We start from the raw sequence: 26,045 nt of genomic DNA on the forward strand, positions 1-26,045 counted from the left end.
TAACCGGCTGTAACGGCCATACACTGGGCTCCCGGCCGGAGGGGCATGACGGAGGCATCGGGGCTGAGCAGTGGTGGCGTGAGCGTGGAGCCGGAGTTGCTGGCCGAGGCGGTGGCCCATGAGCTCGCCGCAATGCTCCAGGCGGGCAATTACGACGCCGTGAAATTGTTGTTGGAACCGGTGCAGCCGGTGGACATCGCTGAGGCGATCGGCAGTCTTCCGGCCAACCTGCAGGCGATTGCCTTTCGCCTGCTCAGCAAAGACGAAGCCATCAATGTTTACGAATACCTCGACACCGCCACCCAACAGAGCCTGCTGAGCCTGCTGCGCTCCGGTGAGATGCGGGAGGTGATGGAGGAGATGTCGCCCGATGATCGCGCCCGGTTGTTCGAGGAGTTGCCGGCCAAGGTGGTGCGGCAACTCCTGAGTGAGCTCAGCCCTGATGAACGCAAGGTGACGGCTGAGTTGCTGGGCTACCGCTCCGAAACGGCCGGTCGTTTGATGACGACCGAATACATCGCGTTCAAGGAAAACCAGACCGCCGCAGTGGCACTGGAGATCGTGCGGCGCCGTGCTCGCGACACCGAGACGATCTATTCCCTCTATGTGACGGACGCTGAGCGACGCCTCACGGGGATCCTGTCGCTGCGGGATCTGGTGACAGCCGATCCCCAGGCCCGCATCGGCGATGTGATGACCGAAGAGGTGCTCAGCGTCAGCACCGACACCGACCAGGAGAAGGTGGCGCGCACGATTCAGCGTTACGACTTCCTCGCTGTTCCCGTGGTGGATCTGGAACAACGTCTCGTAGGCATCGTCACCGTGGACGACGTGATCGATGTGATCGAGCAGGAGGCCACCCGTGATCTCTACGCCGCCGGCGCAGTCCAGGCCGGCGATGACGACGATTACTTCAGCAGCAATCTGTTCACCGTTGCTCGCCGCCGTGTGGTGTGGCTGGCGGTGCTGGTGCTGGCCAGCTTTTTCACCTCAGAGGTGATCGCCGCCAATGAAGACGTGCTGCAGCAGGTGGTGTTGTTGGCGGCGTTCATTCCCTTGCTCGGTGGCACCGGCGGCAACGTGGGGGCCCAGAGCTCCACGGTGGTGATCCGTGGTTTGAGCACCCAGAGCATCTCCAGCCTTGGCCCTTTGCGGGCGATTGGCCGCGAAGCCATGGCGGGGGCGTTGCTTGGGGTGTTGATGATGCTGTTGGTGGTCCCCTTCGCCTGGTGGCGTGGCGAAAGCGCCCTGGTGGGACTCTCGGTGGGGATGAGCCTGCTGGCGATCACCACCCTGGCGGCAACGGCCGGTGCCGCGTTTCCGCTGCTGTTTGACCGCATGGGTCTGGATCCGGCGTTGATGTCGACGCCCTTCATCACCACCTGCACGGATGTGGCGGGCACGCTGATCTACCTGAAGACGGCGGGATGGCTGCTGGTGCATCTGCCGCAGCTGGTGCAAGCCACAGGTATTTCTACCCATTTCTTTACCTTCGGCGTTTTCTGAGAGCCTGTTTACGTTTCTTAGGAGTACGCTTCACATAACTCAAAGAAGCACTCCATGGCTCCGGCTGCGACCGCTGCTTCCAAGCCCAAAACTGCTGCAAAGTCGGCAAAGACCGTTACTGCAGACGTTGATCTGGTTCGCTCCTATCTGCGTGATATCGGCCGTGTTCCACTGCTGACCCATGAGCAGGAGATCACCCTGGGCCGCCAGGTTCAGGAGTTGATGGATCTGGAATCGCTCGAGTCGGAGCTGGAGAGCAAGGCGGGTGAAAAGCCCAGCCGTGACCAGCTGGCCAAGGCTTCAGGTCTTTCGTCCATGCAGCTCAAGCGCAAGCTGCAGCACGGACGTCGCGCCAAGGAGCGCATGGTGGCGGCCAACCTCCGGCTGGTGGTGAGCGTTGCCAAGAAGTACACCAAGCGGAACATGGAGCTCCTGGACCTGATCCAGGAAGGCACCATCGGCCTGGTGCGTGGTGTGGAGAAATTCGACCCCACCCGCGGTTACAAGTTTTCCACCTACGCCTATTGGTGGATTCGCCAGGGCATCACTCGGGCCATTGCGGAGAAGAGCCGCACGATTCGGCTGCCGATCCACATCACCGAGATGCTGAACAAGCTCAAAAAGGGTCAGCGGGAGCTGAGTCAGGAGCTGGGCCGCACCCCCACCGTCACCGAGTTGGCTGAGTTCGTCGAGCTGCCGGAGGATGACGTCAAGGATCTGATGTGCCGTGCCCGTCAGCCCGTGAGCCTGGAGATGAAGGTGGGTGATGGCGACGACACCGAATTGCTGGAATTGCTCTCCGGCGATGGCCATCTGCCCAGCGATCAGGTGGAAGAAGATTGCTTGAAGGGTGATCTGCGCAGCCTTCTGGGCCAGTTGCCTCACCTTCAGGAGCAGGTGTTGCGCATGCGTTACGGCATGGATGGCGAAGATCCCATGAGCCTGACGGGCATCGGCCGCATCCTGGGCATGAGTCGTGACCGTGTCCGCAACCTTGAGCGGGATGGTTTGGCCGGTTTGCGCCGGGTGAGTGATCAGGTGGAGGCTTACGTCGCCTGCTGAGTTGCCGTTCTCTTGATCAGCTTTTGCAGCATCGGGTTCACCTGATCCGGTGCTTCGTCGTGGGGACAGTGGCCTGCGTTTTGAACCACTGAGAGTGATTGAACGCAGCTCAGCGTCTGGGCCCAGCGCTCGGCTTCAGCAATTGGCTCCCAGGGATCGTTTTCGCCCCAGATCAGATCCACGGGGGTCGACATCTCCGCCATTAATCGTGGGGCGAGATGGTCGTCAAACAGGTTGATGAAGCCGCGAAAGGCCTCAGCTGCACCCCTGCGTTGGGTCGGTTGAAACAGCAGATCCACCAGGTCGTCGTCGACGTTGGCGCCACTGGGATAGGCCTGCTTCAACACATTGCGGATCACGCCGGGCCGTGCCGCATTGCGGAACAGCGCGGTGCTGAGCCAGCGCTGCCGCACCATTGTTTTCAACAGCGGTCGGATCCAGGCCATCCAGGCGGGTTGGGTGGCCAGTTGCTTGTCGTCCATCAAGCGCTGTGCGCAGTCGATCAGCACCACGCCACGGCAGCGCTCGCCCAGCAGTTGTGCGGCTCGCAGGGCCACGACCCCGCCGATCGAGTTGCCCACCAGTCGCACTGGGCGATCGATGACTTGGCGGCAGAAGTCAGCCACCTGTTGGCCCCACAGATCAAAGCCGTAATGAACGGCATCCGCTGAAACGGACTCATCCTTCAAGCGAGCCCGAGGCTGATCGCTGCGCCCGAAACCGAGCAGATCGATGGCGTAGGTGGGCATCAGTTCGGCCAGCACCGGTTGGTTGAAGCGCCAGTGGTTGGTGTTGGCCCCGAAACCATGAATCAGCAGCACGGCCTCTTCGGCATTGGGGTTGCCCATCAGGCTCCAACCGATTGATCGCTCGTTCCAGCTCCAGAGGTTGTTGCTCGGGCTCACGCCTTGGCTTGCTGCGCCCGTGCATCCTGGCGAGAGGAGCACTTGGATGGACGCTCGTTGCTCGGATGCTGTTCTGACACCAATCGCGAACCCATGGACGCGTTGACCGAGGCCGAAGCTGCTGTTCTATCGACAGCCTTGCTGGCCTGGTGGGAGCGGCATGGCCGCGGCGGCATCCCCTGGAAGCAGTTGCCTGGCGGCGCGCGTCCAGCGCCGGACCAGGATCTCGATCCCTACGGCATCTGGATCGCCGAGGTGATGCTGCAGCAGACCCAGTTGGCCGTGGCTCTCCCCTACTGGACGCGTTGGATGGAGGCGTTCCCCTCTGTTGAGAGCCTGGCCGCGGCGTCTCTGGATGAGGTGCGGCTGCAGTGGCAGGGTCTCGGTTATTACTCCCGGGTCCGCCGGCTGCATGAGGCGGCGCAGCTGCTGGTGGACCGATCCTGGCCCCGCACGTTGGAGGGCTGGATGGCCTTGCCGGGCATCGGTCGCACCACCGCCGGCAGCATCCTTTCCAGTGCGTTTAATGCTCCGTTGCCGATCCTGGATGGCAACGTCAAACGGGTGCTGGCGCGATTGACGGCCCATCCGCGCCCACCGGCCCGTGACGACGCCTTGTTCTGGTGTTGGAGTGAGGCCCTGCTTGATCCGCTGCGGCCACGGGACACCAACCAGGCCTTGATGGATCTTGGGGCCACGCTTTGCACCCCCCGCCAGCCGGACTGCCAGCGCTGCCCCTGGCAATCCCATTGCGCTGCCTACGCTGCAGGCGATCCTTGCCGCTGGCCCGTGACCGAAGCTCCCAAGCCACTGCCCTTCCAGGTGATCGGTGTGGGGGTTGTGCTCAACGCGGCCGGGGAGGTGTTGATTGACCAGCGCCTTGAGGAAGGCCTGCTGGGGGGGATGTGGGAGTTCCCCGGTGGCAAAAAGGAGCAGGGCGAAACGATCGAAACCTGCATCGCCCGCGAGTTGAAGGAGGAGCTGGGCATTGCGGTGACGGTGGGCGCTGAACTGATCACCGTTAATCACGCCTACAGCCACAAGAAGCTGCGCTTCGTGGTGCATCTCTGCGACTGGGTGTCGGGAGAGCCGCAGCCCCTCGCCAGTCAGCAGGTGCGTTGGGTGCGGCCCGATCAACTCAAGGAGTTCGCATTCCCGGCGGCCAATGCGCGGATCATTGAGGCGCTGCTTGGCACTCTTGGCAGCTCTGCTCACCCTTAGGAAAGGTTCTGCTGCGATCGGATGGCGCTCGCTCCTGTAGTCGTTTGTCTCGGTGAAGCCCTGATTGACAGGCTCGGCCCACAGGGGAGTGACCCGGCGGTCGATCAGCCGGTGGACGATCGTCTTGGCGGGGCTCCCGCGAATGTGGCCTGTGGATTGGCCCGCTTGGGCACCCCCGTGGCCTTCGCCGGCCGACTGGGGCAGGACGCCATCGGTGAAGCCTTTTCCAGGTTGTTTGCTGAGCGTGGCGTTGACACCACGCTCCTGCAGCGGGATGCCGAGCGTCCCAGTCGCATCGTGCTGGTGCGCCGTGCGCGGGATGGGGAACGACAGTTTCAGGGCTTTGACGGAGATCAGGGGGCCGGCTTTGCCGACCAGGCGTTGGAGCCGGTTGCCCTGCCCCCGGCCCGATGGTTGTTAATTGGCACCCTTCCGTTGGCAACACCAACGTCGGCTTCGGCTTTGTTGTCGGCCGTGCGCCAGGCCAGCAGCCAAGGCACGGCGATTGCCCTTGATGTGAATTGGCGTCCCACGTTCTGGGATGCCACCGCTGATCCCGAGGCCGGACCATCCGCAGCGGCGAAAACTGCGATTCAACCGCTCCTGCAGCAGGCGGCCCTGATCAAGTTGGCTCGTGAGGAAGCGCTGTGGTTCTTCCACACCGACGATCCCGGTGCGATCCAGCAGGCCTTGCCCCAGCGGCCGGATGTGGTGGTGACCGATGGCGCGGCCCCGGTGCGCTGGCAATTGGGTGCTGAGTCCGGTCAGCAGGTCGCCTTTCAGCCTCCCGTCGTGGTGGACACCACCGGTGCCGGTGATGCTTTCACGGCCGGGTTGTTGCATTGCTGGTCCGCCGCGCCCCAGGAGCGCATTCGCTTTGCGGCTGCTTGTGGTGCCTTGGTCTGTGGCGGGGCCGGTGGCATTGATCCCCAGCCAACGCAGGCTCAGGTGGAGGCCTTTCTGGGAGAGGTGAGCTGAGCCAGTCGCCCTTCGCCTTGATGGCGAAGCTCCAGGTGCCAGGCCTCGGCCAGATCGAGCCCCAGCCGTTCTGGCCACTCCACGGCCATCAACGCTCCGGTGGCGCTGGCTTCCTCCTCCTCCTGAAGAAACAGTTCATCGGCGGATGCCGGTTGCTCCAGGCGATAGAGATCAAGGTGCACCAGCTGTGGTTCCCCCTGGGGGTAGTGCTGGGCCAGGGCAAAAGTGGGGCTGGTGATCGGCTCGGTGATCCCGAGGCCCTCGGCCAGGCCCTGCACCAGCGATGTTTTGCCGGCTCCAAGGGGTCCGCTCAACAGCAGGATGGCTCCCGTTGGAAGCTCGCGCGCCAGCAATCGGCCCAGGGCCCGGGTCGTCTCAAGGGTCTCAAGCGCCCAGACATGCCCTGTAGAGTCCGTTCTAAGCGAGCCCGAAGCCTCGGCGTCTCTGCAGAGATTCAACTCCACGATTCATTAGGGAGCACCGAAACCATGGTGGCAGCGCCCACGTCCGCGGCTGAGCTGAAGCTCGGCGTTGATTGCGTCATTGCCGATATCAATCAGGCCGATTTCGGCCGCAAGGAGCTCGACATCGCTGAGACCGAGATGCCCGGTCTGATGGCGCTGCGCGAGAAGTACGGAAGCGAAAAGCCCTTGAAGGGTGCCCGCATCGCCGGCTCCCTGCACATGACGATTCAGACCGCCGTGCTGATCGAGACCCTGGTGGAACTCGGAGCCGAAGTGCGCTGGGCTTCCTGCAACATCTTCTCCACCCAGGATCATGCTGCTGCGGCCATTGCCGCCCAGGGCATCCCCGTGTTCGCCGTCAAAGGCGAGACCCTCGAGGAGTACTGGGACTACACCCACCGCATCCTCGAGTGGGGTGACGGCGGCTCCCCCAACATGATCCTGGACGACGGTGGTGATGCCACTGGTCTGGTGATGCTGGGCAGCAAGGCCGAGCAGGACATCACCGTTCTCGACAACCCCGGCAACGAAGAGGAGACCTTCCTGTTCGCTTCGATCAAGAAGAAGCTGGCCCAGGACCCCAGTTTTTATTCGCGCACCAAGGCTCAGATCCAGGGCGTGACCGAGGAGACCACCACAGGTGTGGCACGTCTGTACAAGATGCAGAAGAGCGGTGAGCTGCCCTTCCCCGCCATCAACGTCAACGACTCGGTCACCAAGAGCAAGTTCGACAACCTCTACGGCTGCCGCGAGTCACTGGTGGACAGCATCAAGCGCGCCACCGATGTGATGGTGGCGGGCAAGCAGGCCCTGGTGATCGGCTATGGCGATGTGGGCAAGGGCTCAGCCCAGTCGCTGCGAGGCCTCGGTGCCACCGTCTGCATTGCGGAAGTGGATCCCATCTGCGCGCTGCAGGCGGCCATGGAGGGCTACCGCGTGGTGCGTCTTGAGGACGTGGTCGAAGACATGGACATCTTCGTCACCGCCACCGGCAACTACCAGGTGATCCGCAACGAGCACCTGGTGAAGATGAAGGACGAAGCCATCGTCTGCAACATCGGCCACTTCGACAACGAGATCGATGTCGCCTCCCTCAAGGAGTACGAGTGGGAGAACATCAAGCCGCAGGTGGATCACATCACCCTGCCCAGCGGCAACAAGATCATCCTGCTGGCGGAAGGCCGCCTGGTGAACCTGGGCTGCGCCACTGGCCACCCCAGCTTTGTGATGAGCAACTCCTTCACCAACCAGGTGTTGGCTCAGATCGAGCTGTTCACCAAGGGCGATGAGTACGCCAAGGAGGTGTACGTGCTGCCCAAGCACCTTGATGAGATGGTGGCTCGCCTGCACCTCGGTCGCATCGGGGCCAAGCTCACCGAACTCAGCAAAGACCAGGCCGACTACATCAATGTGCCCGTGGAAGGTCCCTACAAGCCCGACCACTACCGCTACTGATCACGATCCAGCGGATCGGAATCTGATCTTCACGGCCCCATGGAAGACTTGCGCGATCAAGCGCAGTCTCCATGGGGCTTTCTGATCTGATCACACAACTGCCGGAGTTGATCGGCCAGGCGGTGGAGGCGAATCAGTGGCTGGGTTATACCGCGATCTTCGCGGCGATGTTTCTTGAGAATCTCTTCCCGCCGATTCCGTCCGAGCTGATCATGCCCCTCGGGGGCTTCTATGTGCAGCAGGGTCAGCTGGATCTGGTGCCCGTGGTGCTGGCGGGTTTGCTGGGCACGGTGCTCGGTGCCCTGCCCTGGTACGGGATCGGTCGCTTGATCAACGAGGAACGGATCGAAGCCTGGTTGCAACGTCACGGTCGCTGGATCGGCATTAGTGCCGATGAGTTGGCCCGTAGCCGCCGCTGGTTCAGCCGCTACGGCACCGCCCTGGTGTTCTGGGGGCGCTTGGTGCCTGGCATTCGCACGCTGATCTCGGTCCCGGCGGGCATTGAAATGATGCCGATGGCGCCGTTTCTGGTCTGGACCACCGCCGGCAGCCTGATCTGGACGGCCCTGCTCACCGTGGCCGGCATGGTTCTCGGAGAGGGCTACAGCAACGTTGAGCTCTGGATTGACCCGGTCTCCAAGGCTGTGAAGGTGTTGCTGGTGGTGTCGCTGCTGGCGGGCGCGATCTGGTTGGGTCTGCGCATCTGGCGCCGGCGTCAGTCGTCCGACTGAGCACCGGCGCGAGGGTTTCCCTGGGGGAGAGGCTCAGAAAGGGATGTCCTCGTCAGAAGCCTGGCCGCCAAAGCTGCCAGCGGCCTCCTGGTTGTCCCGTTTGGATCCCAGCAGTTCGAGCCGATCCACACGCACCACGGGCTTGCTGCGCTCTTCGCCGCTGGCACGGTCGGTCCAGCGGTCCAGCTTGAAGCTGCCGATGATGCCGAGCAAGGAGCCCTTTTTCACGTAATCCGCAGCAACCTGGGCCTGCTTGCCCCAGATTTCGAGGTTGAACCAGTCGGGTTCATCGTCGCGGCTGCGACGGTTCACCGCCATGGTGAGGTTGGCCACCATGCTGCCGGACTCGAAGTAACGCACTTCGGGATCGCGGCCGGCACGGCCGACGAGGGTGACGGAATTAACGCCCATGGATAAGTCATCTCCTGAATTTGGATTCATGATGCGGCACCGGTTGGGTGACTGCTTTTAAGGAGTTCCACCCAGGCCGCTGGGTGTAACAGGCAACCGCTGAAAACGCCCCTATGATCCGGCGGTCTTGGCTGCGGTGTCTGTGTTCTTTCGTCGTTTCCAGCTGTCGCGCGACATCGGCATCGACCTGGGCACCGCCAACACCCTGATCTACGTTTCAGGCCGGGGCATCGTGCTGCAGGAGCCCTCCGTGGTGGCTCTTGATCTTGAGCGTGGCACCACCATGGCGGTGGGTGATGAAGCCAAGTTGATGCTTGGCCGCACCCCGGGGAACATCCGGGCCGTCCGCCCGTTGCGCGATGGGGTGATTGCCGATTTTGATGCCGCTGAGCAGATGCTCAAAACCTTCATCACCAAAGGCAATGAGGGGCGCGGCATCATGGCCCCTCGGCTCGTGGTCGGCATCCCCAGTGGTGTGACCGGTGTGGAGCGTCGGGCCGTTCGTGAGGCGGGCATGGCTGGGGCCCGTGAGGTGCATCTGATTGATGAGCCGGTGGCAGCCGCCATCGGCGCGGGCCTTCCGGTCACCGAGCCCGTTGGGACGATGATTGTTGATATCGGCGGCGGCACCACTGAGGTGGCGGTGTTGAGCCTGGGCGGAACGGTGCTGAGTGAATCCGTCCGCGTTGCCGGCGATGAGATCAGCGACTCCATCAGCGTCTACCTCAAAAAGGTGCACAACATGGTGGTGGGTGAGCGCACGGCCGAGGAAATCAAGATCCGCATCGGCTCCGCCTTCCCCGACGACGAGTTCGATCAGCAGTCCATGGATGTGCGGGGTCTCCACCTGCTCTCTGGTTTGCCGCGCACCATCAATCTCAAGGCCGGTGATCTGCGGGAAGCCATCGCCGAACCGCTCAATGTGATCGTCGAAGCGGTGAAGCGAACCCTGGAGCGCACACCGCCTGAGCTGGCGGCCGACATCGTGGATCGCGGCATCATGCTGGCCGGTGGTGGTGCGTTGGTGCGGGGCATCAGCGACCTGATCAGCCACGAGACCGGCATCTTTGTGCACATCGCTGAAGACCCCCTGCTCTGTGTGGTGAACGGATGTGGTCAGGTGCTGGAGGACTGGAAACGCCTCCAGCGGGTGGTGGATACCCCGGAATTCGTCCGAACCGCGGCAGGCGTCTGAAGCGATGGCCCCGACGCTCCGTCCCGGCAAGAGCCGCTGGCGCGGATTGGGGCAACTCACCCCCTGGCTGCTGCTTGTGGCCGGGCTTCTGGTGGTGCGTCTGAGCAAGGGTGCTGGTTTCACCGATGCCTATGCCCTGCTCAGCCGTCCGTTCTGGCCTGGGTCTGCCCAGCGGGAATGGGTCATGGCTGCAGTGGATTTGGAGGAGCGGTCTCGCCTGCAGCTGCTGGAAGACGACAACCGTCGCTTGCGCGCTCTGCTGGAGTTGCAGCAACAAGGATCAGCGCAAGGAAAGGTTTCGGCTGCCGTGATCTCCCGCTCGTCGCGAGGGTGGTGGCAGCAAATGCAACTGGGCAAGGGCTCGCTGCAGGGCATCGGTCGCAGCGATGCGGTTCTTGGCCCCGGCGGTTTGGTGGGCCGCATCGACAGTGTGACCCCCGCCACGGCGCGGGTGAAGTTGCTCACTGCCCCGGGCCATGAGATCGGCGTCTGGCTGCCCCGCAGCCGCCGCCATGGATTGTTGGTGGGCCGTGGCAGCAGCCGGCTGTCGCTTCGCTTCATCGACAAGGACCCTGACGTGCGTCCGGGGGATCTGGTGGCCACGTCTCCGGCCAGCACCCTGTTGCCCCCCAATGTGCCGGTGGGGGTGATCCAGTCGGTGGATGAACAGGCTGTTCCTGCACCGGTCGCGGTGGTGCAGTTGATCGCAGCACCGGAGGCGATCGACTGGGTGCAAGTGCAGACCCGTTGAGATGAACCACTGACATGACGCGTCTGCACCGACAACCGATCTGTGTGGCCTCAGCTTTGGTGGTGCCGTTTCTGGCCTTGGCGTCGCCGCCTTGGTTGGCCATCGATGGGGTTGGTCCCGCCTGGGCTGTGCTCTGGCTGTTGCCCTGGGCTCTCGTGGATGGTCCGGTGTCAGGGGCGTTGTCGGGTGTGGCTTTGGGGCTGGTGCTGGATGGTCTCCATCTGGGCGGTGTCAGTCAGGTGCCGGCGCTGCTGCTGCTGGGCTGGTGGTGGGGACGGCTGGGGCGGCGTGCAGCCCCGATCCAACGCAGCCTGAATCTGGGTTTGTTGGCCTGGCTCGGGTCCGTGGGTCTTGGTTTGTCGTTGATCTTTCAGCTCTGGTGGCGTCAAGGCGGAGTGTTGGATCCCCTCACCCAGAGCTGGGGCCTGCAGACCCTCTGGTGTCAGGCCCTGGTGACGGGTTTGCTGGCGCCGGTGTTGGTGTCGTTGCAGTTGCTGCTCTGGCGAAGGAGGGTTCCCTCATGAGGCTGACCCGTCGGGATCTGCTGCTGGGGGCAGCGGCCTTTGGGCTGGCGGCCTGCGGCCCGAAGACCCCACAGCCCAGGGCCTTGGAGTTGTGGACCCTGCAATTGGCTCCCAAGTTCAACCCCTATTTCGCCGATGTTCTGGGGGCCTGGGGCGCCCTCCATTCCGATGCGTCCGTGCGCTGGACGGATCTGCCCTGGGGGTCTGTGGAACGCAAGTTGCTGGCGGCGGTGTTTGCGCGCACGGCCCCGGATGTGGTGAACCTCAATCCGCCCTTCGCAGCCAATCTGGCCAGCAAGGGGGGGCTGGCCGACTTGACCCCGCTGCTGCCGGCTGATGCCGCTGGCCGCTATCTGCCATCCGTGTGGCAGGCCTGCCGCGATCCCGATGCCGGGCAGATCGCTGTGCCCTGGTACCTCACGGTGCGGTTGAGTCTGGTGAACCGCGCACTGTTGGATCAAGCCGGCATTGCAGCTCCGCCCAGCCGCTGGGATCAGGTGCCAGCCTTCGCCCGTCGCATCCGCGAGCGAACAGGCCGTTACGGCCTGTTTGTCACCACCGTTCCGGAGGACTCGGCCGAGCTTCTGGAAACCTTGGTGCAGATGGGGGTGACCTTGCTGGATTCCCAGCGCAGGGCCGCTTTCAACAGCCCTGCGGGGCTCCGGGCCTTTCGTTTCTGGAGTGATCTTTACCGGGAGGGGCTGTTGCCCCGAGAGGTGGTGAGTCAGGGGCAGCGCCGGGCGATCGAGTTGTTCCAGAGCGGTGATCTGGCCCTGGCGGCCACGGGGGCGGAATTCCTGCGCAGCATTCAGACCAATGCGCCGGGGGTGGCTGCGGTGACGGAGCCCCATCCCCCGGTGACCGGTGCAGATGGCACAGCCAATGTGGCTCTGATGACGTTGGCGGTGCCGCGTCAGAGCCAGCGCGCCCAGGAGGCCGTGGATCTTGCGCTGTTCCTGACCAATGCTGATCAACAGGCGCGCTTCGCGGCTGAGGCCCGGGTGCTGCCGTCGTCGTTGGAGGCCTTGGCCCGGGTGCGCTCTGAATTGGAGGATCAGGTGCCTGCCACGGCCGAGGAGCGTCAGATTCGCCAGGCTCGATTGCTCTCGGCCAGCACGTTGGAACGGGCCAGGGTGTTGGTGCCGGCGCTGCCGGGGATCAAGCGCCTGCAGAAGATCATCTACACCCAGATGCAGCGGGCGATGTTGGCCCAGGTCAGCCCTGAGCAGGCCATAACAGCGGCGGCAACGGAATGGAACCGTTATGCCCGTTCGCGCTGGCCGGAGGTCGCCGGCAATTCTTAAAACAATCGGTAAACAGGCTGCGCGCCAGGGTGTTTGCGTCGGTGCCCAGGCCTTGACCAGTAAGGTTGCAGCTCGTTAAGGGTTTGATTCGGATGACGGGCGAGCTGCCCTCACAACCGAAAGCGACCATCCTTGTCGTTGATGACGAGGCTGCCGTTCGGCGCGTCTTGGTGATGCGCCTGCAGCTATCGGGCTACCGCGTCATCTGTGCTGAGGACGGTGAACAGGCCCTGGAGATGTTCCATAACGAGTCCCCCGATCTGGTGGTGCTCGATGTGATGCTGCCCAAGCTGGATGGCTTTGCCGTTTGCCGCCGCCTGCGGGCTGAATCCTGCGTACCCATCATTTTCCTTTCCGCGGTTGAAGCGATCTCGGAGCGGGTGGCTGGCCTGGATCTGGGTGCTGACGACTACCTGCCCAAGCCCTTCAGTCCCAAGGAACTCGAAGCACGCATTGCCACGATTCTGCGCCGGGTGGGTCGGGGCAATGCTGTAGTGGAAAGCCGCGAATTGCCCACGGGGCAGGGCGTTTTGCGTCTCGGAGATCTGGTGGTGGACACCAACCGACGCCAGGTCACCCGTGGATCGGAGCGCATCAACCTCACTTATACGGAGTTCAGCCTTCTGGAGTTGCTGTTCCGCGATCCCGGCCATGTGGTGCCACGGGCTGAAATCCTGGAGCAGCTCTGGGGTTATCCCCCTCGCCGTGCCGCCGATCTGCGCGTGGTTGATGTCTATGTGGCGCGGTTGCGCGGAAAACTGGAGCCGGATCCCCGCAATCCAGAGCTGATCCTTACGGTGCGAGGCATTGGTTATGCCTCCCAGCGCATGGGTGAAGCCTCCGCTGCCGGTTGATCAACCCGCGGGCGGGCAGGATGGCGCCCGACTGACCTGCTGCTGTGTCTGAGCTGCGCGACACCCGTCTGGAAAAAGCCAAGACTTTGGAAGAGCTGGGGCAGGGCCCCTATGCCCTCACCTTCAGTCCCAGCCACCGCATGGCTGAGCTGCAGGAGACCCATGCCGATCTGCCCAAGGGGGAAGAGCGGGACGTCAGCGTTTCCGTGGCGGGACGGGTGATGACCCGCCGGGTGATGGGAAAGCTGGCCTTTTTCACCTTGGCGGATGAGACGGGCTCCATCCAGCTGTTCCTGGAGAAGGCGGGTCTCGAGGCCCAGCAGGAGGGCTGGTTCAAACAGATCACCACGCTGGTGGACAGTGGCGACTGGCTTGGGGTGAGCGGCACCCTGCGTCGCACCGACCGTGGCGAGCTGTCGGTGAAGGTGAGCGACTGGCGCATGCTCACCAAGGCGCTGCAGCCCCTTCCCGACAAATGGCATGGTCTGGCCGACGTGGAGAAGCGCTACCGCCAGCGCTATCTGGATCTGGTGGTCTCCCCCGACAGCCGTGAGACCTTCCGTCGCCGGGCTCGCTTGGTGAGCGGCATTCGCCGCTGGCTTGATCAGCGGGACTTTCTCGAGATCGAGACCCCCGTGCTGCAGAGCGAACCCGGTGGTGCAGATGCTCGGCCGTTCGAGACCCATCACAATGCTCTCGACCTGCCCCTCACTCTGCGGATTGCCACCGAGTTGCACCTCAAGCGCCTGGTGGTGGGTGGCTTTGAGCGCGTGTATGAGCTGGGCCGGATCTTCCGCAATGAAGGAGTCAGCACCCGCCACAACCCCGAGTTCACCTCGGTGGAGATCTATCAGGCCTACAGCGATTACCTCGGGATGATGGAGCTCACCGAGCAGATGGTCAGCGCGGTGTGCCAGGAGGTCTGCGGCACGACCACCATCACTTACCAGGGCACCGAGATCGATCTGGCTCCGCCGTGGCGGCGCGCCACGATGCATGAGCTTGTGCAGGACGCGACGGGGCTTGATTTCAACAGCTTCAGCAGCCGCGAGGAGGCGGCCGCGGCGATGACCGCCAAGGGCCTGCATGCGCCTGAGCTGGCCGACTCGGTGGGCCGTCTGCTCAACGAAGCCTTTGAGCAAGCGGTGGAGACAACCCTGATTCAGCCCACCTTCGTCACCGATTACCCGGTGGAAATTTCGCCCCTGGCCCGGCCCCATCGCAGCAAGCCCGGCTTGGTGGAACGCTTTGAGTTGTTCATCGTCGGCCGTGAGCACGCCAATGCCTTCAGTGAGCTCACCGATCCCGTCGATCAACGCCAGCGCCTGGAAGCCCAGCAAGCGCGCAAGGCGGCGGGTGATCTGGAAGCCCAGGGGTTGGACGAGGACTTCGTCACGGCCCTGGAGGTGGGCATGCCCCCCACCGGAGGTTTGGGGATCGGCATCGACCGGCTGGTGATGTTGCTCACCGACAGCCCCTCGATTCGGGATGTGATCGCCTTCCCGCTGCTGCGGCCGGAGTCCCGCAAGGGAGAACCACCCTCAGTGGAATAATGGGAGGAGTGGCATGGTCCTATCCCCATGAGTGGAGAACGCGTCGGGTTTCGCTTCAAGCACGCTGATGCCGTGGTCAAGCGGAATCCCCAGGGCCGTTCCCGCCGGGGATGGGTGATGGAGCCGGTGGAGCAGACCACCAGCCGTGGCACCAAAATGCCTGCTTACCGCATCCGCTGGCGCGACAGTGAGCGCCCGGAAATCGTGCTGCAGCACATGCTGATCGCCGATCCGGATCCCACTCCGCCGCCCGAGGGTGTCAGCCTCGAGCCCCCCGCGCCCAAGGCCTGATTCAACCCAGCCCAGCGTCACGGCGCAGCTGCTCAAGCTCCTGTTCCGCTTCAAACAATGCCCAGTCCTTCTCCAGTGTTGAGGGGCTGGGCGTTTGTTTTTGCTGGTGAAGCTCCTGCAATTGCCGCTCCACCTCGTTGAAGCGGCGTCCCAGATCCTCCAGGTCAGCCCAGAGGGCGCGGCCCTGGTTCATCAGGCTGCTGAGGTGTTGTTCGGCTCGCCCGGCGAGATCGGCTGCGCCGGCCGCCCTGGCACGCTCCACCCGACTGCGCCAGGCCCGTACGTCCTCGGCCAGCCTCAGCAGCTGCTGGCGTTGCTGCTTCGCTTCGCCCTGCAGTTGCTGACGTTGCCGTTGCAGGGCTGCGGCCCGATCCTTCAGGTGCTGTTCGCTGAACAGGTTTTCCTGGACGGGGTTGTTGCGCAGAAAGGCGGAGAGCCGGGCGTCCAGCTCCCGCTCCAGCTGCTCCAGCCAGCTGCTCATGCCTCGCCTGGGGTGGTGATCACCGGTTTTTCGATCTCTTTCTCCAGGGGCTCGATTGCGGCGGTTTTGGAGTTGAGGATCATCTGGGTGAGTTGCGCTGCTTTCACTTCTCCCACTTCACCTTCCAGCTCTCCCAGGCGATCGAAGGCTGCCATGTAGACGGCCTCCAGGTCTTGGATCAGCTGCTCACGCTGCCGTTTGATCGCCTGACGCCGTTCGTCTGATTTCATGCCGCCTGAGCTCCTGGGCTCCGTCTGTTGGATAAGTCTGTGGGTTCAGTTTGCCGGCAAAAGCAGATGCAGAGCGATCGGCTGGTGTGGATCGGTCCAGCAGCACGGGCCCGATCCATCTTTCGCGGGCCCTAGGGGGTGCAGCGAACCATCGGTACCATCAGCCCATCGATGTGGCTGAGTCCCTTGAGCGGTTCCGGCACGGTGCTGGTGGAGCGATATCGCCTGGAGGAACGGCTGAGTGGACCCGATCCGCTGCGTGGTTCTCTCTGGCGCGCCGTGGATGTGATGGCTGGTGATTGCCCTGTAGCGCTACGTCAGCTGAACGACTTGCCCAGCCAAGAGCCTTTCCGTCAGCGCTGGGAGGTTTTGCAGACGATCGGGTCGTATCAGTTGCCTCGCTTTGGTCAGTTGCTTGATCTGGAGGATGGTTTGTGGGCCGTTCGCGACTGGATCGAAGGCATCAGCCTCGCTTCGCTTCAACAGCAACGCGCGCGACGCCAGATGGTTTTCAGCGCTGGCGAAGTGCTGCTGCTGATGAGGCAGGTCTTACCAGTCTTGGGAGCGCTTCATTCCGATGACCTGGTGCATGGGCACATGAGTCTTCAAAACCTGTGGCGCCGTACCAGTGATGGATTGCCGGTTGTATTGAACGGCGAGCTTGTTCCCGCTGAGGACGCTGCCGGCTGGATGGATGTACGGGATTTGGCCGTTTCAGCTGTGGCCTTGTTGACGGGCCAGCCGTCCAATCCCCCGTCAAGTCTCGAAAGGCTGGGGCTGGATCCCGCTTATCAAGCTGTGCTCGAGCGGTTGCTTACGGAGGATCCGAACCGCCGCTTCCCTGATGCTGCAAGTGCCTTGGAGGCCTTGCAGCAGCTGGCGATGCCTGAACAAACCGGTCCGATTGAGAAGCCAATTGCTGCATCGGGACGGTTCACTGCGATGGCTCCCTCCTCAACATCCCCGCGTCAGAAGCGAGCGATGGCTCGCGAGCAGGGAGCGGAGGGGCGTCTCTGGCCCGTGGTGATCGCCCTGGCCCTGTCGGCATTGGTGGGTTCCGCCATCGGTTGGTTCCTGCTTTCGCGCAAGTCCACTGCAGACAGGATTCCTCGCTCCAGCAGGGATGGGGCTACAGCGGCCGTTAGTCCGCCACGGGAGGAGCTGGATCAACGTGAGCAGCTGTTTAGCCGTCTGCGGGCGCTTCAGGTGGATCGCGGCTGGTTCCTCAATCTTGTGGATGCCAGCCAGCTCAGCCGCTTCCCCGCGCTTGGCGGCAGCATTCCCTCGGAGTCGTTAGGGGATGCGCCACTGCGTCGGGTCTGGACCGAGCTGGCCGAGGAATGGCTGGCCCGGATTGGGCAGCTGCCGCCAGCGACCCGGGCCCGGTTGGGGCGTTTGCGTGCTGGGGACTGGGAGCAGCCACGTCAGAGGCTGCAGCAGCAGGGTGTCCATCCCAAGGTTGTGGAGCATCTGGTGAGTGCTGGCGCCCAGGATCTGCTGGCGGGGGCCATGCAGGGCCGGAAACCTGCCGAACCCTTTCGTCAGCTCTGGATTGCAGCGGCCATGCAGAGCCTCGATGACGTCGAGATTGAGCGGCTCAAGGCGCGCCCTCTGGAACCCACCAACACGTCGTTGGGCATCCCTGCCGGTGGCGCGCGTTTGGTGCTGGTGGAGGCTCCAGCAGATGATGCCGTGCTCCTGGGCATCAACGGCACACCGCTGATGCAGATGATGGTGTTTGGCGCCAACGGGACGGTGGAGGAGGAGCGGGGCCCTCTGCGGGTGGCCCGGATTGATGCGGTGGCGGGCTTGCCCCTGCAGGTGTTGGTCACCAACGAGGGGATCTCTTCCGGTGTGTTCACCCTGTCCTGCCGCGCGGATCGTCCTCGTCCCCCGTTACCGGATGTGGACCCGGATCCACTGCCCGACTCGGCAACGGGTGAACTTGTCAGGCCGCCGGGGCTGGATCCGAGTGCTCAGTAGCGCTCCATCGCCGCTTTCACGTCCTTCTTGGATTGCTTCTCTTTTTCAGCAGCGCGTTTGTCGTGCAACTTGCGCCCTTTGCCCAGCCCGATGGTGAGCTTGATCCAGGACCCCTTGAGGTGAATGTTGAGGGGGATCAGCGTCAGGCCTTTTTGATCCACCAAACCGCGCAGCTTGTCGATCTCACGGCGATGGGCCAGCAGTTTGCGGGTGCGCAGCGGGTCGTGGTTGAAATAACTGCCGGCGTGGGTGTGGGGTGAGATGTGCACGTTGTGCAGCTGCAGCTCCCCATTGCGGATCAGGCAGAAGCCATCCCGCAGGTTGGCCTTGCCGTTGCGGATCGACTTCACCTCGGTGCCCACCAGCTCGATGCCGGTTTCGAGGGTTTCGAGGATTTCGTACTGGTGCCGTGCCTGCCGGTTGTCCGCCAGCATCCGATTGGCGGCGGCCCGTGCCGCGGCTGCGGCTGCTTTTTTCGCTCCTCCCTTGGCCATGGCTGCGGCTGCGTCTTCCGACCCTATCCAGGTCTGGGTACCCTGCCCGCATGGCGATTGTCTCCTCCAGCTCCGGTCGCAAGCCACCACGCCGCCCTGAAGCGCTGGTGGACCCCCAGCCGGCACCTGAAGAGGTGGTGAGTCGGCCGGAAGACAAGCTTCGGCCCCAGCGCCTGAACGACTACATCGGCCAGAGCGAGCTCAAGCAGGTGCTGGGCATTGCTGTGGAAGCGGCGCTTGGCCGCGGCGATGCCCTCGATCATGTGTTGCTCTATGGCCCGCCGGGTTTGGGCAAAACCACCATGGCCATGGTGTTGGCCGAAGAAATGGGGGTGCAGTGCAAGGTCACCAGTGCACCGGCCTTGGAACGCCCCCGCGACATCGTTGGCTTGTTGGTCAACCTGCAGCCCCGAGATCTGCTGTTCATTGACGAGATTCATCGCCTGAGCAGGGTGTCGGAGGAGCTGCTCTATCCGGCGATGGAAGACCGTCGCCTCGATCTCACCGTGGGCAAGGGCAGCACAGCACGAACCCGTTCCCTCGACCTGCCGCCCTTCACCCTTGTGGGGGCCACCACCCGCGCTGGATCGCTGAGCTCCCCGCTGCGGGACCGGTTCGGTCTGATCCAGCGGTTGGAGTTTTACGGCCAGGACGACCTGGAAGCGATCGTCGAGCGCACCGCCGGGCTGATCGGGGTCACCCTCACAACGCAGGCCCGCAGCAGTATTGCGGCCTCCTGCCGCGGTACGCCCAGGATTGCCAACCGCCTGCTGCGCCGAGTGCGGGATGTGGCCAGCGTGCGTGGCGGGGGCGGTGGAGCCATTGACCAGGCCCTGGTGGGAGAGGCCCTGAGCCTGCACCGCGTGGATCATCGGGGCCTCGATGCCAGCGATCGGCGTTTGCTGCAGCTGCTGATCGACCTCCACGGTGGTGGCCCGGTGGGTCTGGAGACTCTGGCGGCGGCCCTTGGCGACGACCCCGTCACCCTGGAGACCGTGGTGGAGCCGTTTTTGCTGCAACAGGGCTTGCTGGTGCGCACCCCCCGCGGCCGGATGGTCACGGATGCGGCCCGCAGTCATCTGGCCGAGGCGGCATGAACCGGTTTCTCGTCCTGTTGATGAGTCTGGTGCTGGCCCTGCCGGTACAGGCCCTTGATCTGCAGGGGCTTTATGAGCAGGCGCTGACGGCAAGCCGTCAGGGGGATTTTGTGGAGGCGTTGCCCCTCTGGGACCGCTTTCTCGAGCAGGCTCCAGAGGATGCAGCTGCGCTGAGCAACCGCGGAAATGTGCGTCTCGCTCTGGGTGATCCTTCCGGGGCCATCGACGATCAGAGCGCCTCGATCGTTCTGGCGCCGGAGGAAAGCGACCCGCATCTGAACCGGGGCACGGCAGAGGAGGCGCTTCAGGACTGGTCCGCGGCAGCGGATGACTATCTCTGGATTCTGGAGCGCGATCCGCAGGATGCCTCAGCCCTCTACAACCTGGCCAATGTGCGTGGTTCCCAAGGGGACTGGCCTGAAGCGCGAGAGCTTTATGGCCAGGCTGCCCTCGCCCGCCCAGGCTTCGCCATGGCCCGCTCCAGCGAGGCGCTGGCGGCCTGGCAAGCGGGAGATCTCGATTGGGCGGAGGCGGAATTGCGCAAACTGATCCGTCGCTATCCCCTGTTCGCCGACGCTCGGGCGGCCCTCAGCGGCCTGCTCTGGCGCGAAGGATCCAGTGGTGAAGCCGAAAGCCACTGGGCCGCGGCGGCTGGGTTGGATCAGCGTTATCGCCAGGCCGACTGGCTGCAGCAGGTGCGCCGCTGGCCACCGCAGCCGACGGCTGATCTGATGGCGTTCCTGGCCCTGGAGGCGTCCTGAGATGACCCAAGCGGTGTCCCTTGCCGATCGACTCAGCCGTGAGCTGCCTGAGCTGCTGCAGCTGCGCCGGCATCTCCATGCCCATCCTGAGCTCAGCGGTGAGGAACACCAGACCGCCGCCCTGGTCGCCGGTGAACTTCGTCAGCTGGGTTGGCGGGTCCGTGAGGGAGTTGGCCGCACGGGTGTGGTGGCCGAGTTGGGGCCTGATCAGGGCCCCACGGTGGGCTTGCGGGTGGACATGGATGCGCTTCCGGTGGAGGAGCGCACTGGCCTGAGCTATGCCTCCACCCGGCAGGGTCTGATGCATGCCTGTGGCCACGACCTGCATACCTGCACGGGCATTGGTGTCGCGCGCTTGCTGGCTCAGGAGCCCCACTTAGGGGCTCGAGTGCGGCTGCTGTTTCAACCCGCCGAAGAGTTGGCCCAGGGGGCGGTGTGGATGCGGGACGCGGGGGCGGTGGAGGGCCTTGATGCGTTGTATGGCGTGCATGTGGTGCCGAACCTGCCGGTGGGCACTGTGGGAATACGGCGTGGTTGCCTCACAGCGGCGGCCGGTGAGCTGGAGATCCGGGTGCAGGGTGAGGGCGGCCATGGTGCCCGTCCCCATCAGTCGGTGGATGCTGTTTGGCTGGCGGCTCGGGTGATCACGGAACTGCAGCAGACCATCGCTCGACGCTTGGATGCGTTGCAGCCGGTGGTGATCAGCTTCGGCAAGGTGGAGGGCGGTCGCGCCTTCAACGTGATTGCTGATCAGGTGCGTTTGCTGGGCACGGTGCGCTGTCTCGATCTGCAGCAGCACGCTCAGCTGCCGGCCTGGATTGATGAGACGGTGCAGGGAATCTGTGCCAGTGGAGGGGGTAAGGCTTTGGTGAATTACCGCTGTATAGCGCCACCGGTGTACAACGATCCGCAGCTCACGACCTTGCTCGAACGCTGTGCGGTGGAGTGTCTGGGGCGCGACAAGGTGCTGCCGGTGGAGCAGCCCTCCCTGGGGGCGGAAGACTTTGCTGAGCTGCTTCGGGATGTGCCGGGAATGATGGTGCGCCTGGGTGTGGCCGGGCCTCAAGGGTGTGCGCCGCTCCATAACGGTGCCTTTGCTCTTGAGGAGGATGCACTGGGTGTAGGTGTTGCCGTGCTGACGGCCACCGTGCTGGCGTGGATCACGGAGAACACGTCGGCATGAACCAACGTCGTGCGGTGATTTGGGTTTCCCTCGGGGCTCCGTTGCTTATCCTGCTTGCATTGCTGGCCACAAACCAGCGCCAGGGCAAGGATCGGGTGCAGGTGCTGCCCGCCATCTTGGTTGGTTCGGGTCTGATCATCAGCAGCGCTCTCGGTCGGCAGCGCCGCCGCGCCAGGCTGTTGGCTGATCTTCAACGGGCACGCACCCCCGGCAGCAACCCATGAGCGAGACCGATCCGCAACGTCCTGATCTCGAGGCGGTGCGACAGGCCATTGCCAGTGGAGATCCGGTGCAGGCGATGCCGGCGATCACACAGCTCCGCCATTGCTCGGACGCTGAGGCTGTGCCGTTGCTGGTGCTGGGCACGGAGCAGAAGCCCTTCCTGGTGCGTTCCTTGAGCTGCAGTGGATTGGGCTACAAGCGCACCGAACAGGGCTGGACCGTCCTGAGTGCGTTGATCACTGCCGATGAAGACCCCAATGTGCGGGCTGAGGCAGCCAATGCTCTGGCCAGCTATGGGGTGGAAAGGGCCTGGCCCTTGCTGCGTTCGGCCTTCGAGGCCGATGCCGCCTGGCTGGTGCGCTGCAGCATCCTTTCTGCCCTGGCGGAACAGCCCGCCATTGATCTGGGTTGGTTGCTGGAGCTGGCGACCATGGCGATTGCCGATGCCGATGGCACGGTGCGGGTGAGTGGGGCTGAAATTCTCAGTCGGATCGTGCGGGAGGGGGGCGCCGATCCCATCGCGGTGCAGGCCAGAGGCTTGTTGCAATCTCTTCAGCAGGACAGCGATCACCGGGTGGTGGCTGCGGTGCTCAATGGCTTGCAAGCCAGCTGAACGGGTCTTTGAGCAACGCTTGCTAGCGTTTAAACACCACTAGGGGTGTCTGGGTTTCACCACGAACCCAGACTGAGATCACACCCTCCGAACCTGATTCCGGGTCATGCCGGCGAAGGGAAGTGCTTGAGCGTGATCCACGGCCAAACGTCGACCCCTGGGCTGTCCGTCGCACCTCAGATCATGCGCGCTTCCTGGGTTGAGTCCCGCAAGGATCAGGCCAACGTCTCTCAGATGCACTACGCCCGTAAGGGCGTGGTGACCCAAGAAATGGCCCATGTGGCGAAGCGGGAGAACCTGCCCGAATCGCTGGTGATGGAAGAGGTGGCCCGGGGGCGAATGATCATCCCGGCCAACATCAACCACACCAATCTGGAGCCGATGGCGATCGGCATCGCCAGCAAGTGCAAGGTGAATGCCAACATCGGCGCCTCTCCGAATGCTTCTGATGCCGCTGAGGAGGTGAAGAAACTGAAGCTGGCGGTGAAATATGGCGCCGACACCGTGATGGATCTCTCCACCGGCGGCGTCAACCTCGATGAGGTGCGCACCGCGATCATCGGTGCATCTCCCGTTCCGATCGGCACCGTGCCTGTTTATCAGGCTCTTGAGAGCGTCCACGGATCGATCGAGAAGCTCGATGAGGACGACTTCCTCCACATCATCGAGAAGCACTGTCAGCAGGGCGTCGACTACCAGACCATCCACGCTGGCCTGCTGATTGAGCATCTTCCCAAGGTGAAAGGCCGCATCACCGGCATCGTCAGCCGCGGCGGCGGCATCCTGGCTCAATGGATGCTGTATCACCATCGTCAGAACCCGCTTTACACGCGGTTTGACGACATCTGCGAGATCTTCAAGCGCTACGACTGCACCTTCTCCCTCGGAGACTCGCTGCGTCCCGGTTGCCAGCATGATGCATCGGATGCTGCTCAACTGGCTGAATTGCACACTCTCGGTGAACTGACCCGTCGCGCCTGGAAGCACGACGTGCAGGTGATGGTGGAGGGTCCCGGCCACGTTCCCCTCGATCAGATCGAGTTCAACGTGAAGAAGCAGATGGAGGAGTGCAGCGAAGCACCCTTCTATGTGCTCGGCCCCCTGGTCACCGACATTGCTCCCGGCTACGACCACATCACCTCGGCCATCGGCGCGGCCATGGCCGGTTGGCATGGCACGGCGATGCTCTGTTACGTGACGCCGAAGGAGCACCTCGGTCTGCCCAACGCTGAGGATGTGCGCGAAGGCCTGATCGCTTACAAGATCGCTGCCCATGCGGCAGACATCGCCCGCCATCGCCCTGGCGCCCGTGACCGTGATGACGAGCTCAGCCGCGCCCGCTACAACTTTGACTGGAACAAGCAGTTTGAGCTGTCCTTGGATCCTGAGCGGGCCAAGGAATATCACGACGAAACCCTGCCGGCTGACATCTACAAGCAGGCTGAGTTCTGCTCCATGTGCGGACCGAAGCACTGCCCGATGCAGACCAAGATCACTGATGAAGATCTCGAAGGTCTTGAAAAGGTGCTCGAAGCCAACACCGGCGCTGCAGAGCTGACGCCGGTCAAGCTTGATAAAGCCGATTGATCCCGTCGTCTGAATCCGCTCTTGGCCCGGCGTCCTCTCGGACGTCGGGTTTTTTTGTTTTGCCTTTGCTTGATGGCATAAAAAAGGCCCCCCGCCTCGGCAGGGGGCTTTTTGTTGACGTGTTCTGGCGATCAGCCGAGCAGAGCCTTGGCCTTGGCCACCACGTTCTCCACTGTGAAGCCGAATTCCTTGAGGCAGGTGCCGCCGGGAGCGGAAGCGCCGAAGCGGTTCATGGTGACGCTGTCGCCATCGAGGCCGATGAAACGGTGCCATCCGAAGGATTCAGCGGCTTCCACCACCATGCGCTTGCGCACGGCGTTGGGGAGTACCTCTTCCTTGTAGGCGTCGGTCTGCTCGTCGAACAGCTCGACGCAGGGCATGGAGACCACGCGCACCTTCTTGCCTTCAGCGGTGAGCTGCTTGGCGGCCTGGACGCAGAGGTCCAGTTCGGTGCCGGTGCCGATCAGGATCAGATCAGGGGTGCCGGCGCAGTCTTCGAGCACGTAACCACCGAGGGCCACCTTGTCGATCGAGGAGTTGGCCTGGTTGACCATGCCCTGGCGGCTGAGGCAGAGGGAGCTGGGGCGTTTGCGGTTCTGGATGGCCACCTTGTAGGCACCGCTGGTTTCGTTGCCGTCGCCAGGGCGGAACACCAGCATGTTCGGCATCGCCCGCAGGGAGGGAATAGTTTCGATCGGCTGGTGGGTGGGGCCGTCTTCGCCGACACCGATGGAATCGTGGGTGAGCACGTAGATCACGCCCAGCTCACTCAGGGCCGATAGGCGCATGGAACCGCGCATGTAGTCGGCGAACACCAGGAAGGTGCCGCCGTAGGGGATCAAGCCGCTGTTGTGATACGCGATGCCGTTAAGGATGGCGGCCATGGCGTGCTCACGCACACCGAAGTGCAGGTAGCGCTTCTCGGGGCTGCTGGCTTGATAGGAGCCGGTTTCACCCTTGATGTCCGTGTAGTTGGAGTGGGTGAGGTCAGCCGAGCCGCCGATCAGTTCGGGCAGGTTGGGTCCCAGTGCGCCCAGGCAGATCTGGGAGTGCTTGCGAGTGGCCAGGCCACCGTCTTCGGGGGTGTAGGTGGGCAGGTCCTTGTCCCAACCCTCGGGCAGCTCACCACGCAGCATCCGCTCGAACTCGGCGGCTTCGGTGGGGTACTTGGTGCGGTAGGTGGCCAGGGTCTGGTTCCACTCGGCCTCGAGGCTGGCGCCGCGGTCGATGGCCTGGCGGAACTGGTCGTAAGCGTCCTGGGGGATTTCGAAGGGCGCGTAATCCCAACCCAGTTGTTGACGGGTCAGAGCAGCTTCCTCTTCGCCCAGAGCAGCACCGTGCACACCGGCTGTGTCGGCCTTGTTGGGGGATCCGTAGCCGATGGTGGTGGTCACCTTGATGATCGACGGCTTGTCCGTCACGGCTTTGGCGGCCTCGATCGCCTTGGCGATTGCATCTACATCGGTGTTGCCCTCGGCCACGTGCTGCACGTGCCAGCCGTAGGCCTCGTAGCGCTTCAGCACGTCCTCGGTGAAGGACACATCGGTGCGACCGTCGATGGTGATGCTGTTGTCGTCATAGAGGGCAATCAGCTTGCCCAGCTTCAGGTGACCGGCTAGGGAAGCTGCCTCGGAGGACACACCCTCCTGATTGCAGCCGTCGCCCATGATCACGTAGGTGTAGTGATCCACCACGGTGGCGTCGGCCTTGTTGAACTTGGCCGCTAGGTGGGATTCAGCGATGGCCAGGCCCACAGCGTTGGAGATGCCGGCACCCAGGGGGCCGGTGGTCACTTCAACACCAGGGGTCTCGAAGGTTTCAGGGTGACCGGGAGTCTTGGAGCCCCACTGGCGGAACTGCTTGATGTCCTCGATGGAGACCGAGTCGTATCCGGTGAGGTGCAGCAGCGCGTAGAGCAGCATGCAGCCGTGGCCGGCCGACAGCACAAAGCGGTCGCGGTTGAACCACTTGGGGTTCTTGGGGTTGTGCTTGAGGAACTTGTCCCAGAGCGCATAACCCATGGGTGCGCAGCCCATCGGCAGGCCGGGGTGGCCGCTGTTGGACTTGTTGATGGCGTCGACAGCCAGCATCCGAATGCTGTTGATGCAGAGCGTGTCGAGTGACGCGGGCGCAGCGACCATGGTGTTAAGAGGAAAAGTTGAAGCGATTTTGACGCACGACGTGAGCGC

General features: G+C 63.5%; 27 protein-coding genes and 1 riboswitch. Of the genes, 20 read left to right on the forward strand and 7 right to left on the reverse strand.

Annotated elements, in window-relative coordinates; all coding sequences use genetic code 11:
- Positions 1–45 precede the first annotated feature (45 nt).
- Positions 46–1,506: a magnesium transporter gene (gene mgtE, locus SynRS9907_RS00485; RefSeq protein WP_188021465.1), complete on the forward strand. Its 1,461-nt coding sequence runs from the start codon at positions 46–48 to the stop codon at positions 1,504–1,506.
- A 54-nt stretch (positions 1,507–1,560) separates the two neighbouring features.
- Positions 1,561–2,568, forward strand: coding sequence for an RpoD/SigA family RNA polymerase sigma factor (locus tag SynRS9907_RS00490; protein ID WP_188021466.1), 1,008 nt, complete (start codon positions 1,561–1,563; stop codon positions 2,566–2,568).
- On the opposite strand, the gene SynRS9907_RS00495 is transcribed toward SynRS9907_RS00490, so the two are convergent.
- Positions 2,553–3,416: an alpha/beta fold hydrolase gene (locus SynRS9907_RS00495; RefSeq protein ID WP_255446055.1), complete on the reverse strand. Its 864-nt coding sequence runs from the start codon at positions 3,414–3,416 to the stop codon at positions 2,553–2,555. The genes SynRS9907_RS00490 and SynRS9907_RS00495 overlap by 16 nt on opposite strands.
- Positions 3,417–3,566: 150 nt before the next feature.
- On the opposite strand from SynRS9907_RS00495, the gene mutT reads away from it, so the two are divergent.
- Entirely contained in the window at positions 3,567–4,694 is a 1,128-nt protein-coding gene (mutT, locus tag SynRS9907_RS00500; RefSeq protein ID WP_188021468.1) for an 8-oxo-dGTP diphosphatase MutT, read from the forward strand.
- A gap of 21 nt (positions 4,695–4,715) precedes the next feature.
- Entirely contained in the window at positions 4,716–5,672 is a 957-nt protein-coding gene (locus SynRS9907_RS00505) for a carbohydrate kinase (protein WP_188021469.1), read from the forward strand.
- Here SynRS9907_RS00505 and tsaE read toward each other — a convergent pair.
- Positions 5,639–6,130: a tRNA (adenosine(37)-N6)-threonylcarbamoyltransferase complex ATPase subunit type 1 TsaE gene (gene tsaE, locus SynRS9907_RS00510; RefSeq protein ID WP_188021470.1), complete on the reverse strand. Its 492-nt coding sequence runs from the start codon at positions 6,128–6,130 to the stop codon at positions 5,639–5,641. The two genes, SynRS9907_RS00505 and tsaE, sit on opposite strands and share 34 nt — an antisense overlap.
- 30 nt (positions 6,131–6,160) lie before the next feature.
- Here tsaE and ahcY point away from each other — a divergent pair, with 30 nt between their 5' ends.
- Positions 6,161–7,591: an adenosylhomocysteinase gene (ahcY, locus tag SynRS9907_RS00515; RefSeq protein WP_188021471.1), complete on the forward strand. Its 1,431-nt coding sequence runs from the start codon at positions 6,161–6,163 to the stop codon at positions 7,589–7,591.
- 71 nt (positions 7,592–7,662) lie between these two features.
- A complete protein-coding gene (locus tag SynRS9907_RS00520; protein WP_186514443.1) occupies positions 7,663–8,322 on the forward strand; it encodes a DedA family protein in 660 nt (219 codons plus the stop codon).
- 33 nt (positions 8,323–8,355) lie between these two features.
- On the opposite strand, the gene SynRS9907_RS00525 is transcribed toward SynRS9907_RS00520, so the two are convergent.
- A complete protein-coding gene (locus SynRS9907_RS00525) occupies positions 8,356–8,733 on the reverse strand; it encodes a single-stranded DNA-binding protein (protein ID WP_114988041.1) in 378 nt (125 codons plus the stop codon).
- 142 nt (positions 8,734–8,875) lie between these two features.
- Between SynRS9907_RS00525 and SynRS9907_RS00530 the strand changes: the two genes are divergently transcribed.
- The 7 genes from SynRS9907_RS00530 (at position 8,876) to SynRS9907_RS00560 (ending at position 15,205) form a co-directional block, all read left to right on the forward strand.
- Positions 8,876–9,928, forward strand: a complete 1,053-nt coding sequence (locus SynRS9907_RS00530) for a rod shape-determining protein (protein WP_025362008.1) — start codon at positions 8,876–8,878, stop codon at positions 9,926–9,928.
- A gap of 4 nt (positions 9,929–9,932) precedes the next feature.
- Positions 9,933–10,679: a rod shape-determining protein MreC gene (gene mreC / locus SynRS9907_RS00535; protein ID WP_188021472.1), complete on the forward strand. Its 747-nt coding sequence runs from the start codon at positions 9,933–9,935 to the stop codon at positions 10,677–10,679.
- 14 nt (positions 10,680–10,693) lie between these two features.
- On the forward strand, positions 10,694–11,203 hold the full coding sequence (locus SynRS9907_RS00540) for a rod shape-determining protein MreD (protein WP_188021473.1): 510 nt from the start codon (positions 10,694–10,696) through the stop codon (positions 11,201–11,203).
- Positions 11,200–12,507: a sugar ABC transporter substrate-binding protein gene (locus tag SynRS9907_RS00545; protein ID WP_188021474.1), complete on the forward strand. Its 1,308-nt coding sequence runs from the start codon at positions 11,200–11,202 to the stop codon at positions 12,505–12,507. Before SynRS9907_RS00540 ends, SynRS9907_RS00545 begins: the two co-directional genes overlap by 4 nt.
- Before the next feature lie 92 nt (positions 12,508–12,599).
- A complete protein-coding gene (gene rpaB, locus SynRS9907_RS00550; RefSeq protein WP_188021475.1) occupies positions 12,600–13,361 on the forward strand; it encodes a response regulator transcription factor RpaB in 762 nt (253 codons plus the stop codon).
- Positions 13,362–13,405: 44 nt separating this feature from the next.
- The gene (gene lysS, locus SynRS9907_RS00555) at positions 13,406–14,914 is read left to right on the forward strand and encodes a lysine--tRNA ligase (protein ID WP_188021476.1); all 1,509 of its coding nucleotides are present in this window, start codon (positions 13,406–13,408) and stop codon (positions 14,912–14,914) included.
- Positions 14,915–14,941: 27 nt separating this feature from the next.
- Positions 14,942–15,205: a hypothetical protein gene (locus SynRS9907_RS00560; RefSeq protein ID WP_006851112.1), complete on the forward strand. Its 264-nt coding sequence runs from the start codon at positions 14,942–14,944 to the stop codon at positions 15,203–15,205.
- Position 15,206: 1 nt separating this feature from the next.
- On the opposite strand, the gene SynRS9907_RS00565 is transcribed toward SynRS9907_RS00560, so the two are convergent.
- Both SynRS9907_RS00565 and SynRS9907_RS00570 read right to left on the reverse strand, forming a co-directional pair.
- Entirely contained in the window at positions 15,207–15,686 is a 480-nt protein-coding gene (locus tag SynRS9907_RS00565) for a hercynine metabolism protein (RefSeq protein WP_188021477.1), read from the reverse strand.
- Positions 15,683–15,916 carry a hercynine metabolism small protein gene (locus SynRS9907_RS00570; RefSeq protein WP_115009649.1) on the reverse strand — a complete coding sequence of 78 codons (234 nt, stop codon included), beginning with the start codon at positions 15,914–15,916 and terminating at the stop codon, positions 15,683–15,685. The genes SynRS9907_RS00565 and SynRS9907_RS00570 overlap by 4 nt, the downstream gene beginning before the upstream one ends.
- A gap of 186 nt (positions 15,917–16,102) precedes the next feature.
- Here SynRS9907_RS00570 and SynRS9907_RS00575 point away from each other — a divergent pair, with 186 nt between their 5' ends.
- Entirely contained in the window at positions 16,103–17,899 is a 1,797-nt protein-coding gene (locus tag SynRS9907_RS00575) for a serine/threonine protein kinase (protein ID WP_255445943.1), read from the forward strand.
- Here SynRS9907_RS00575 and smpB read toward each other — a convergent pair.
- Positions 17,893–18,393, reverse strand: a complete 501-nt coding sequence (gene smpB / locus SynRS9907_RS00580) for an SsrA-binding protein SmpB (RefSeq protein WP_115009647.1) — start codon at positions 18,391–18,393, stop codon at positions 17,893–17,895. The two genes, SynRS9907_RS00575 and smpB, sit on opposite strands and share 7 nt — an antisense overlap.
- A 50-nt stretch (positions 18,394–18,443) precedes the next feature.
- Here smpB and ruvB point away from each other — a divergent pair, with 50 nt between their 5' ends.
- The 6 genes from ruvB (at position 18,444) to thiC (ending at position 23,856) form a co-directional block, all read left to right on the forward strand.
- The gene (ruvB, locus tag SynRS9907_RS00585) at positions 18,444–19,490 is read left to right on the forward strand and encodes a Holliday junction branch migration DNA helicase RuvB (RefSeq protein ID WP_188021479.1); all 1,047 of its coding nucleotides are present in this window, start codon (positions 18,444–18,446) and stop codon (positions 19,488–19,490) included.
- Positions 19,487–20,251: a tetratricopeptide repeat protein gene (locus SynRS9907_RS00590; protein WP_188021480.1), complete on the forward strand. Its 765-nt coding sequence runs from the start codon at positions 19,487–19,489 to the stop codon at positions 20,249–20,251. The genes ruvB and SynRS9907_RS00590 overlap by 4 nt, the downstream gene beginning before the upstream one ends.
- 1 nt (position 20,252) lies before the next feature.
- The gene (locus SynRS9907_RS00595) at positions 20,253–21,434 is read left to right on the forward strand and encodes an amidohydrolase (RefSeq protein ID WP_188021481.1); all 1,182 of its coding nucleotides are present in this window, start codon (positions 20,253–20,255) and stop codon (positions 21,432–21,434) included.
- A complete protein-coding gene (locus SynRS9907_RS00600) occupies positions 21,431–21,658 on the forward strand; it encodes a DUF3188 domain-containing protein (protein ID WP_011363156.1) in 228 nt (75 codons plus the stop codon). Before SynRS9907_RS00595 ends, SynRS9907_RS00600 begins: the two co-directional genes overlap by 4 nt.
- Positions 21,655–22,269, forward strand: coding sequence for a HEAT repeat domain-containing protein (locus tag SynRS9907_RS00605; protein ID WP_188021482.1), 615 nt, complete (start codon positions 21,655–21,657; stop codon positions 22,267–22,269). The genes SynRS9907_RS00600 and SynRS9907_RS00605 overlap by 4 nt, the downstream gene beginning before the upstream one ends.
- Positions 22,270–22,300: 31 nt before the next feature.
- A riboswitch (TPP riboswitch) is annotated at positions 22,301–22,407 on the forward strand.
- A gap of 45 nt (positions 22,408–22,452) precedes the next feature.
- Positions 22,453–23,856, forward strand: coding sequence for a phosphomethylpyrimidine synthase ThiC (thiC, locus tag SynRS9907_RS00610; protein ID WP_188021483.1), 1,404 nt, complete (start codon positions 22,453–22,455; stop codon positions 23,854–23,856).
- Positions 23,857–23,987: 131 nt separating this feature from the next.
- Here the strand turns inward: thiC and tkt are convergent, their stop codons facing one another.
- Positions 23,988–25,997, reverse strand: coding sequence for a transketolase (gene tkt / locus SynRS9907_RS00615; RefSeq protein ID WP_188021484.1), 2,010 nt, complete (start codon positions 25,995–25,997; stop codon positions 23,988–23,990).
- Positions 25,998–26,045 lie beyond the last annotated feature (48 nt).

This window comes from Synechococcus sp. RS9907 (assembly GCF_014279615.1).
GTDB lineage: Bacteria > Cyanobacteriota > Cyanobacteriia > PCC-6307 > Cyanobiaceae > Parasynechococcus.

Bases quoted from the DNA above. Each gene is read 5' to 3' on its own strand.
- rpaB (WP_188021475.1), top strand. From the start codon at position 12,600: ATGACGGGCGAGCTGCCCTCACAACCGAAAGCGACCATCCTTGTCGTT.
- SynRS9907_RS00590 (WP_188021480.1), top strand. From the start codon at position 19,487: ATGAACCGGTTTCTCGTCCTGTTGATGAGTCTGGTGCTGGCCCTGCCG.
- SynRS9907_RS00545 (WP_188021474.1), top strand. From the start codon at position 11,200: ATGAGGCTGACCCGTCGGGATCTGCTGCTGGGGGCAGCGGCCTTTGGG.
- SynRS9907_RS00505 (WP_188021469.1), top strand. From the start codon at position 4,716: ATGGCGCTCGCTCCTGTAGTCGTTTGTCTCGGTGAAGCCCTGATTGAC.
- SynRS9907_RS00520 (WP_186514443.1), top strand. From the start codon at position 7,663: ATGGGGCTTTCTGATCTGATCACACAACTGCCGGAGTTGATCGGCCAG.
- SynRS9907_RS00560 (WP_006851112.1), top strand. From the start codon at position 14,942: ATGAGTGGAGAACGCGTCGGGTTTCGCTTCAAGCACGCTGATGCCGTG.
- SynRS9907_RS00570 (WP_115009649.1), bottom strand. From the start codon at position 15,916: ATGAAATCAGACGAACGGCGTCAGGCGATCAAACGGCAGCGTGAGCAG.
- SynRS9907_RS00495 (WP_255446055.1), bottom strand. From the start codon at position 3,416: ATGGGCAACCCCAATGCCGAAGAGGCCGTGCTGCTGATTCATGGTTTC.
- SynRS9907_RS00595 (WP_188021481.1), top strand. From the start codon at position 20,253: ATGACCCAAGCGGTGTCCCTTGCCGATCGACTCAGCCGTGAGCTGCCT.
- SynRS9907_RS00565 (WP_188021477.1), bottom strand. From the start codon at position 15,686: ATGAGCAGCTGGCTGGAGCAGCTGGAGCGGGAGCTGGACGCCCGGCTC.
- SynRS9907_RS00525 (WP_114988041.1), bottom strand. From the start codon at position 8,733: ATGGGCGTTAATTCCGTCACCCTCGTCGGCCGTGCCGGCCGCGATCCC.
- tkt (WP_188021484.1), bottom strand. From the start codon at position 25,997: ATGGTCGCTGCGCCCGCGTCACTCGACACGCTCTGCATCAACAGCATT.
- thiC (WP_188021483.1), top strand. From the start codon at position 22,453: ATGCGCGCTTCCTGGGTTGAGTCCCGCAAGGATCAGGCCAACGTCTCT.
- mgtE (WP_188021465.1), top strand. From the start codon at position 46: ATGACGGAGGCATCGGGGCTGAGCAGTGGTGGCGTGAGCGTGGAGCCG.
- ahcY (WP_188021471.1), top strand. From the start codon at position 6,161: ATGGTGGCAGCGCCCACGTCCGCGGCTGAGCTGAAGCTCGGCGTTGAT.
- SynRS9907_RS00540 (WP_188021473.1), top strand. From the start codon at position 10,694: ATGACGCGTCTGCACCGACAACCGATCTGTGTGGCCTCAGCTTTGGTG.
- SynRS9907_RS00605 (WP_188021482.1), top strand. From the start codon at position 21,655: ATGAGCGAGACCGATCCGCAACGTCCTGATCTCGAGGCGGTGCGACAG.
- ruvB (WP_188021479.1), top strand. From the start codon at position 18,444: ATGGCGATTGTCTCCTCCAGCTCCGGTCGCAAGCCACCACGCCGCCCT.
- smpB (WP_115009647.1), bottom strand. From the start codon at position 18,393: ATGGCCAAGGGAGGAGCGAAAAAAGCAGCCGCAGCCGCGGCACGGGCC.
- mreC (WP_188021472.1), top strand. From the start codon at position 9,933: ATGGCCCCGACGCTCCGTCCCGGCAAGAGCCGCTGGCGCGGATTGGGG.
- SynRS9907_RS00490 (WP_188021466.1), top strand. From the start codon at position 1,561: ATGGCTCCGGCTGCGACCGCTGCTTCCAAGCCCAAAACTGCTGCAAAG.
- mutT (WP_188021468.1), top strand. From the start codon at position 3,567: ATGGACGCGTTGACCGAGGCCGAAGCTGCTGTTCTATCGACAGCCTTG.
- SynRS9907_RS00600 (WP_011363156.1), top strand. From the start codon at position 21,431: ATGAACCAACGTCGTGCGGTGATTTGGGTTTCCCTCGGGGCTCCGTTG.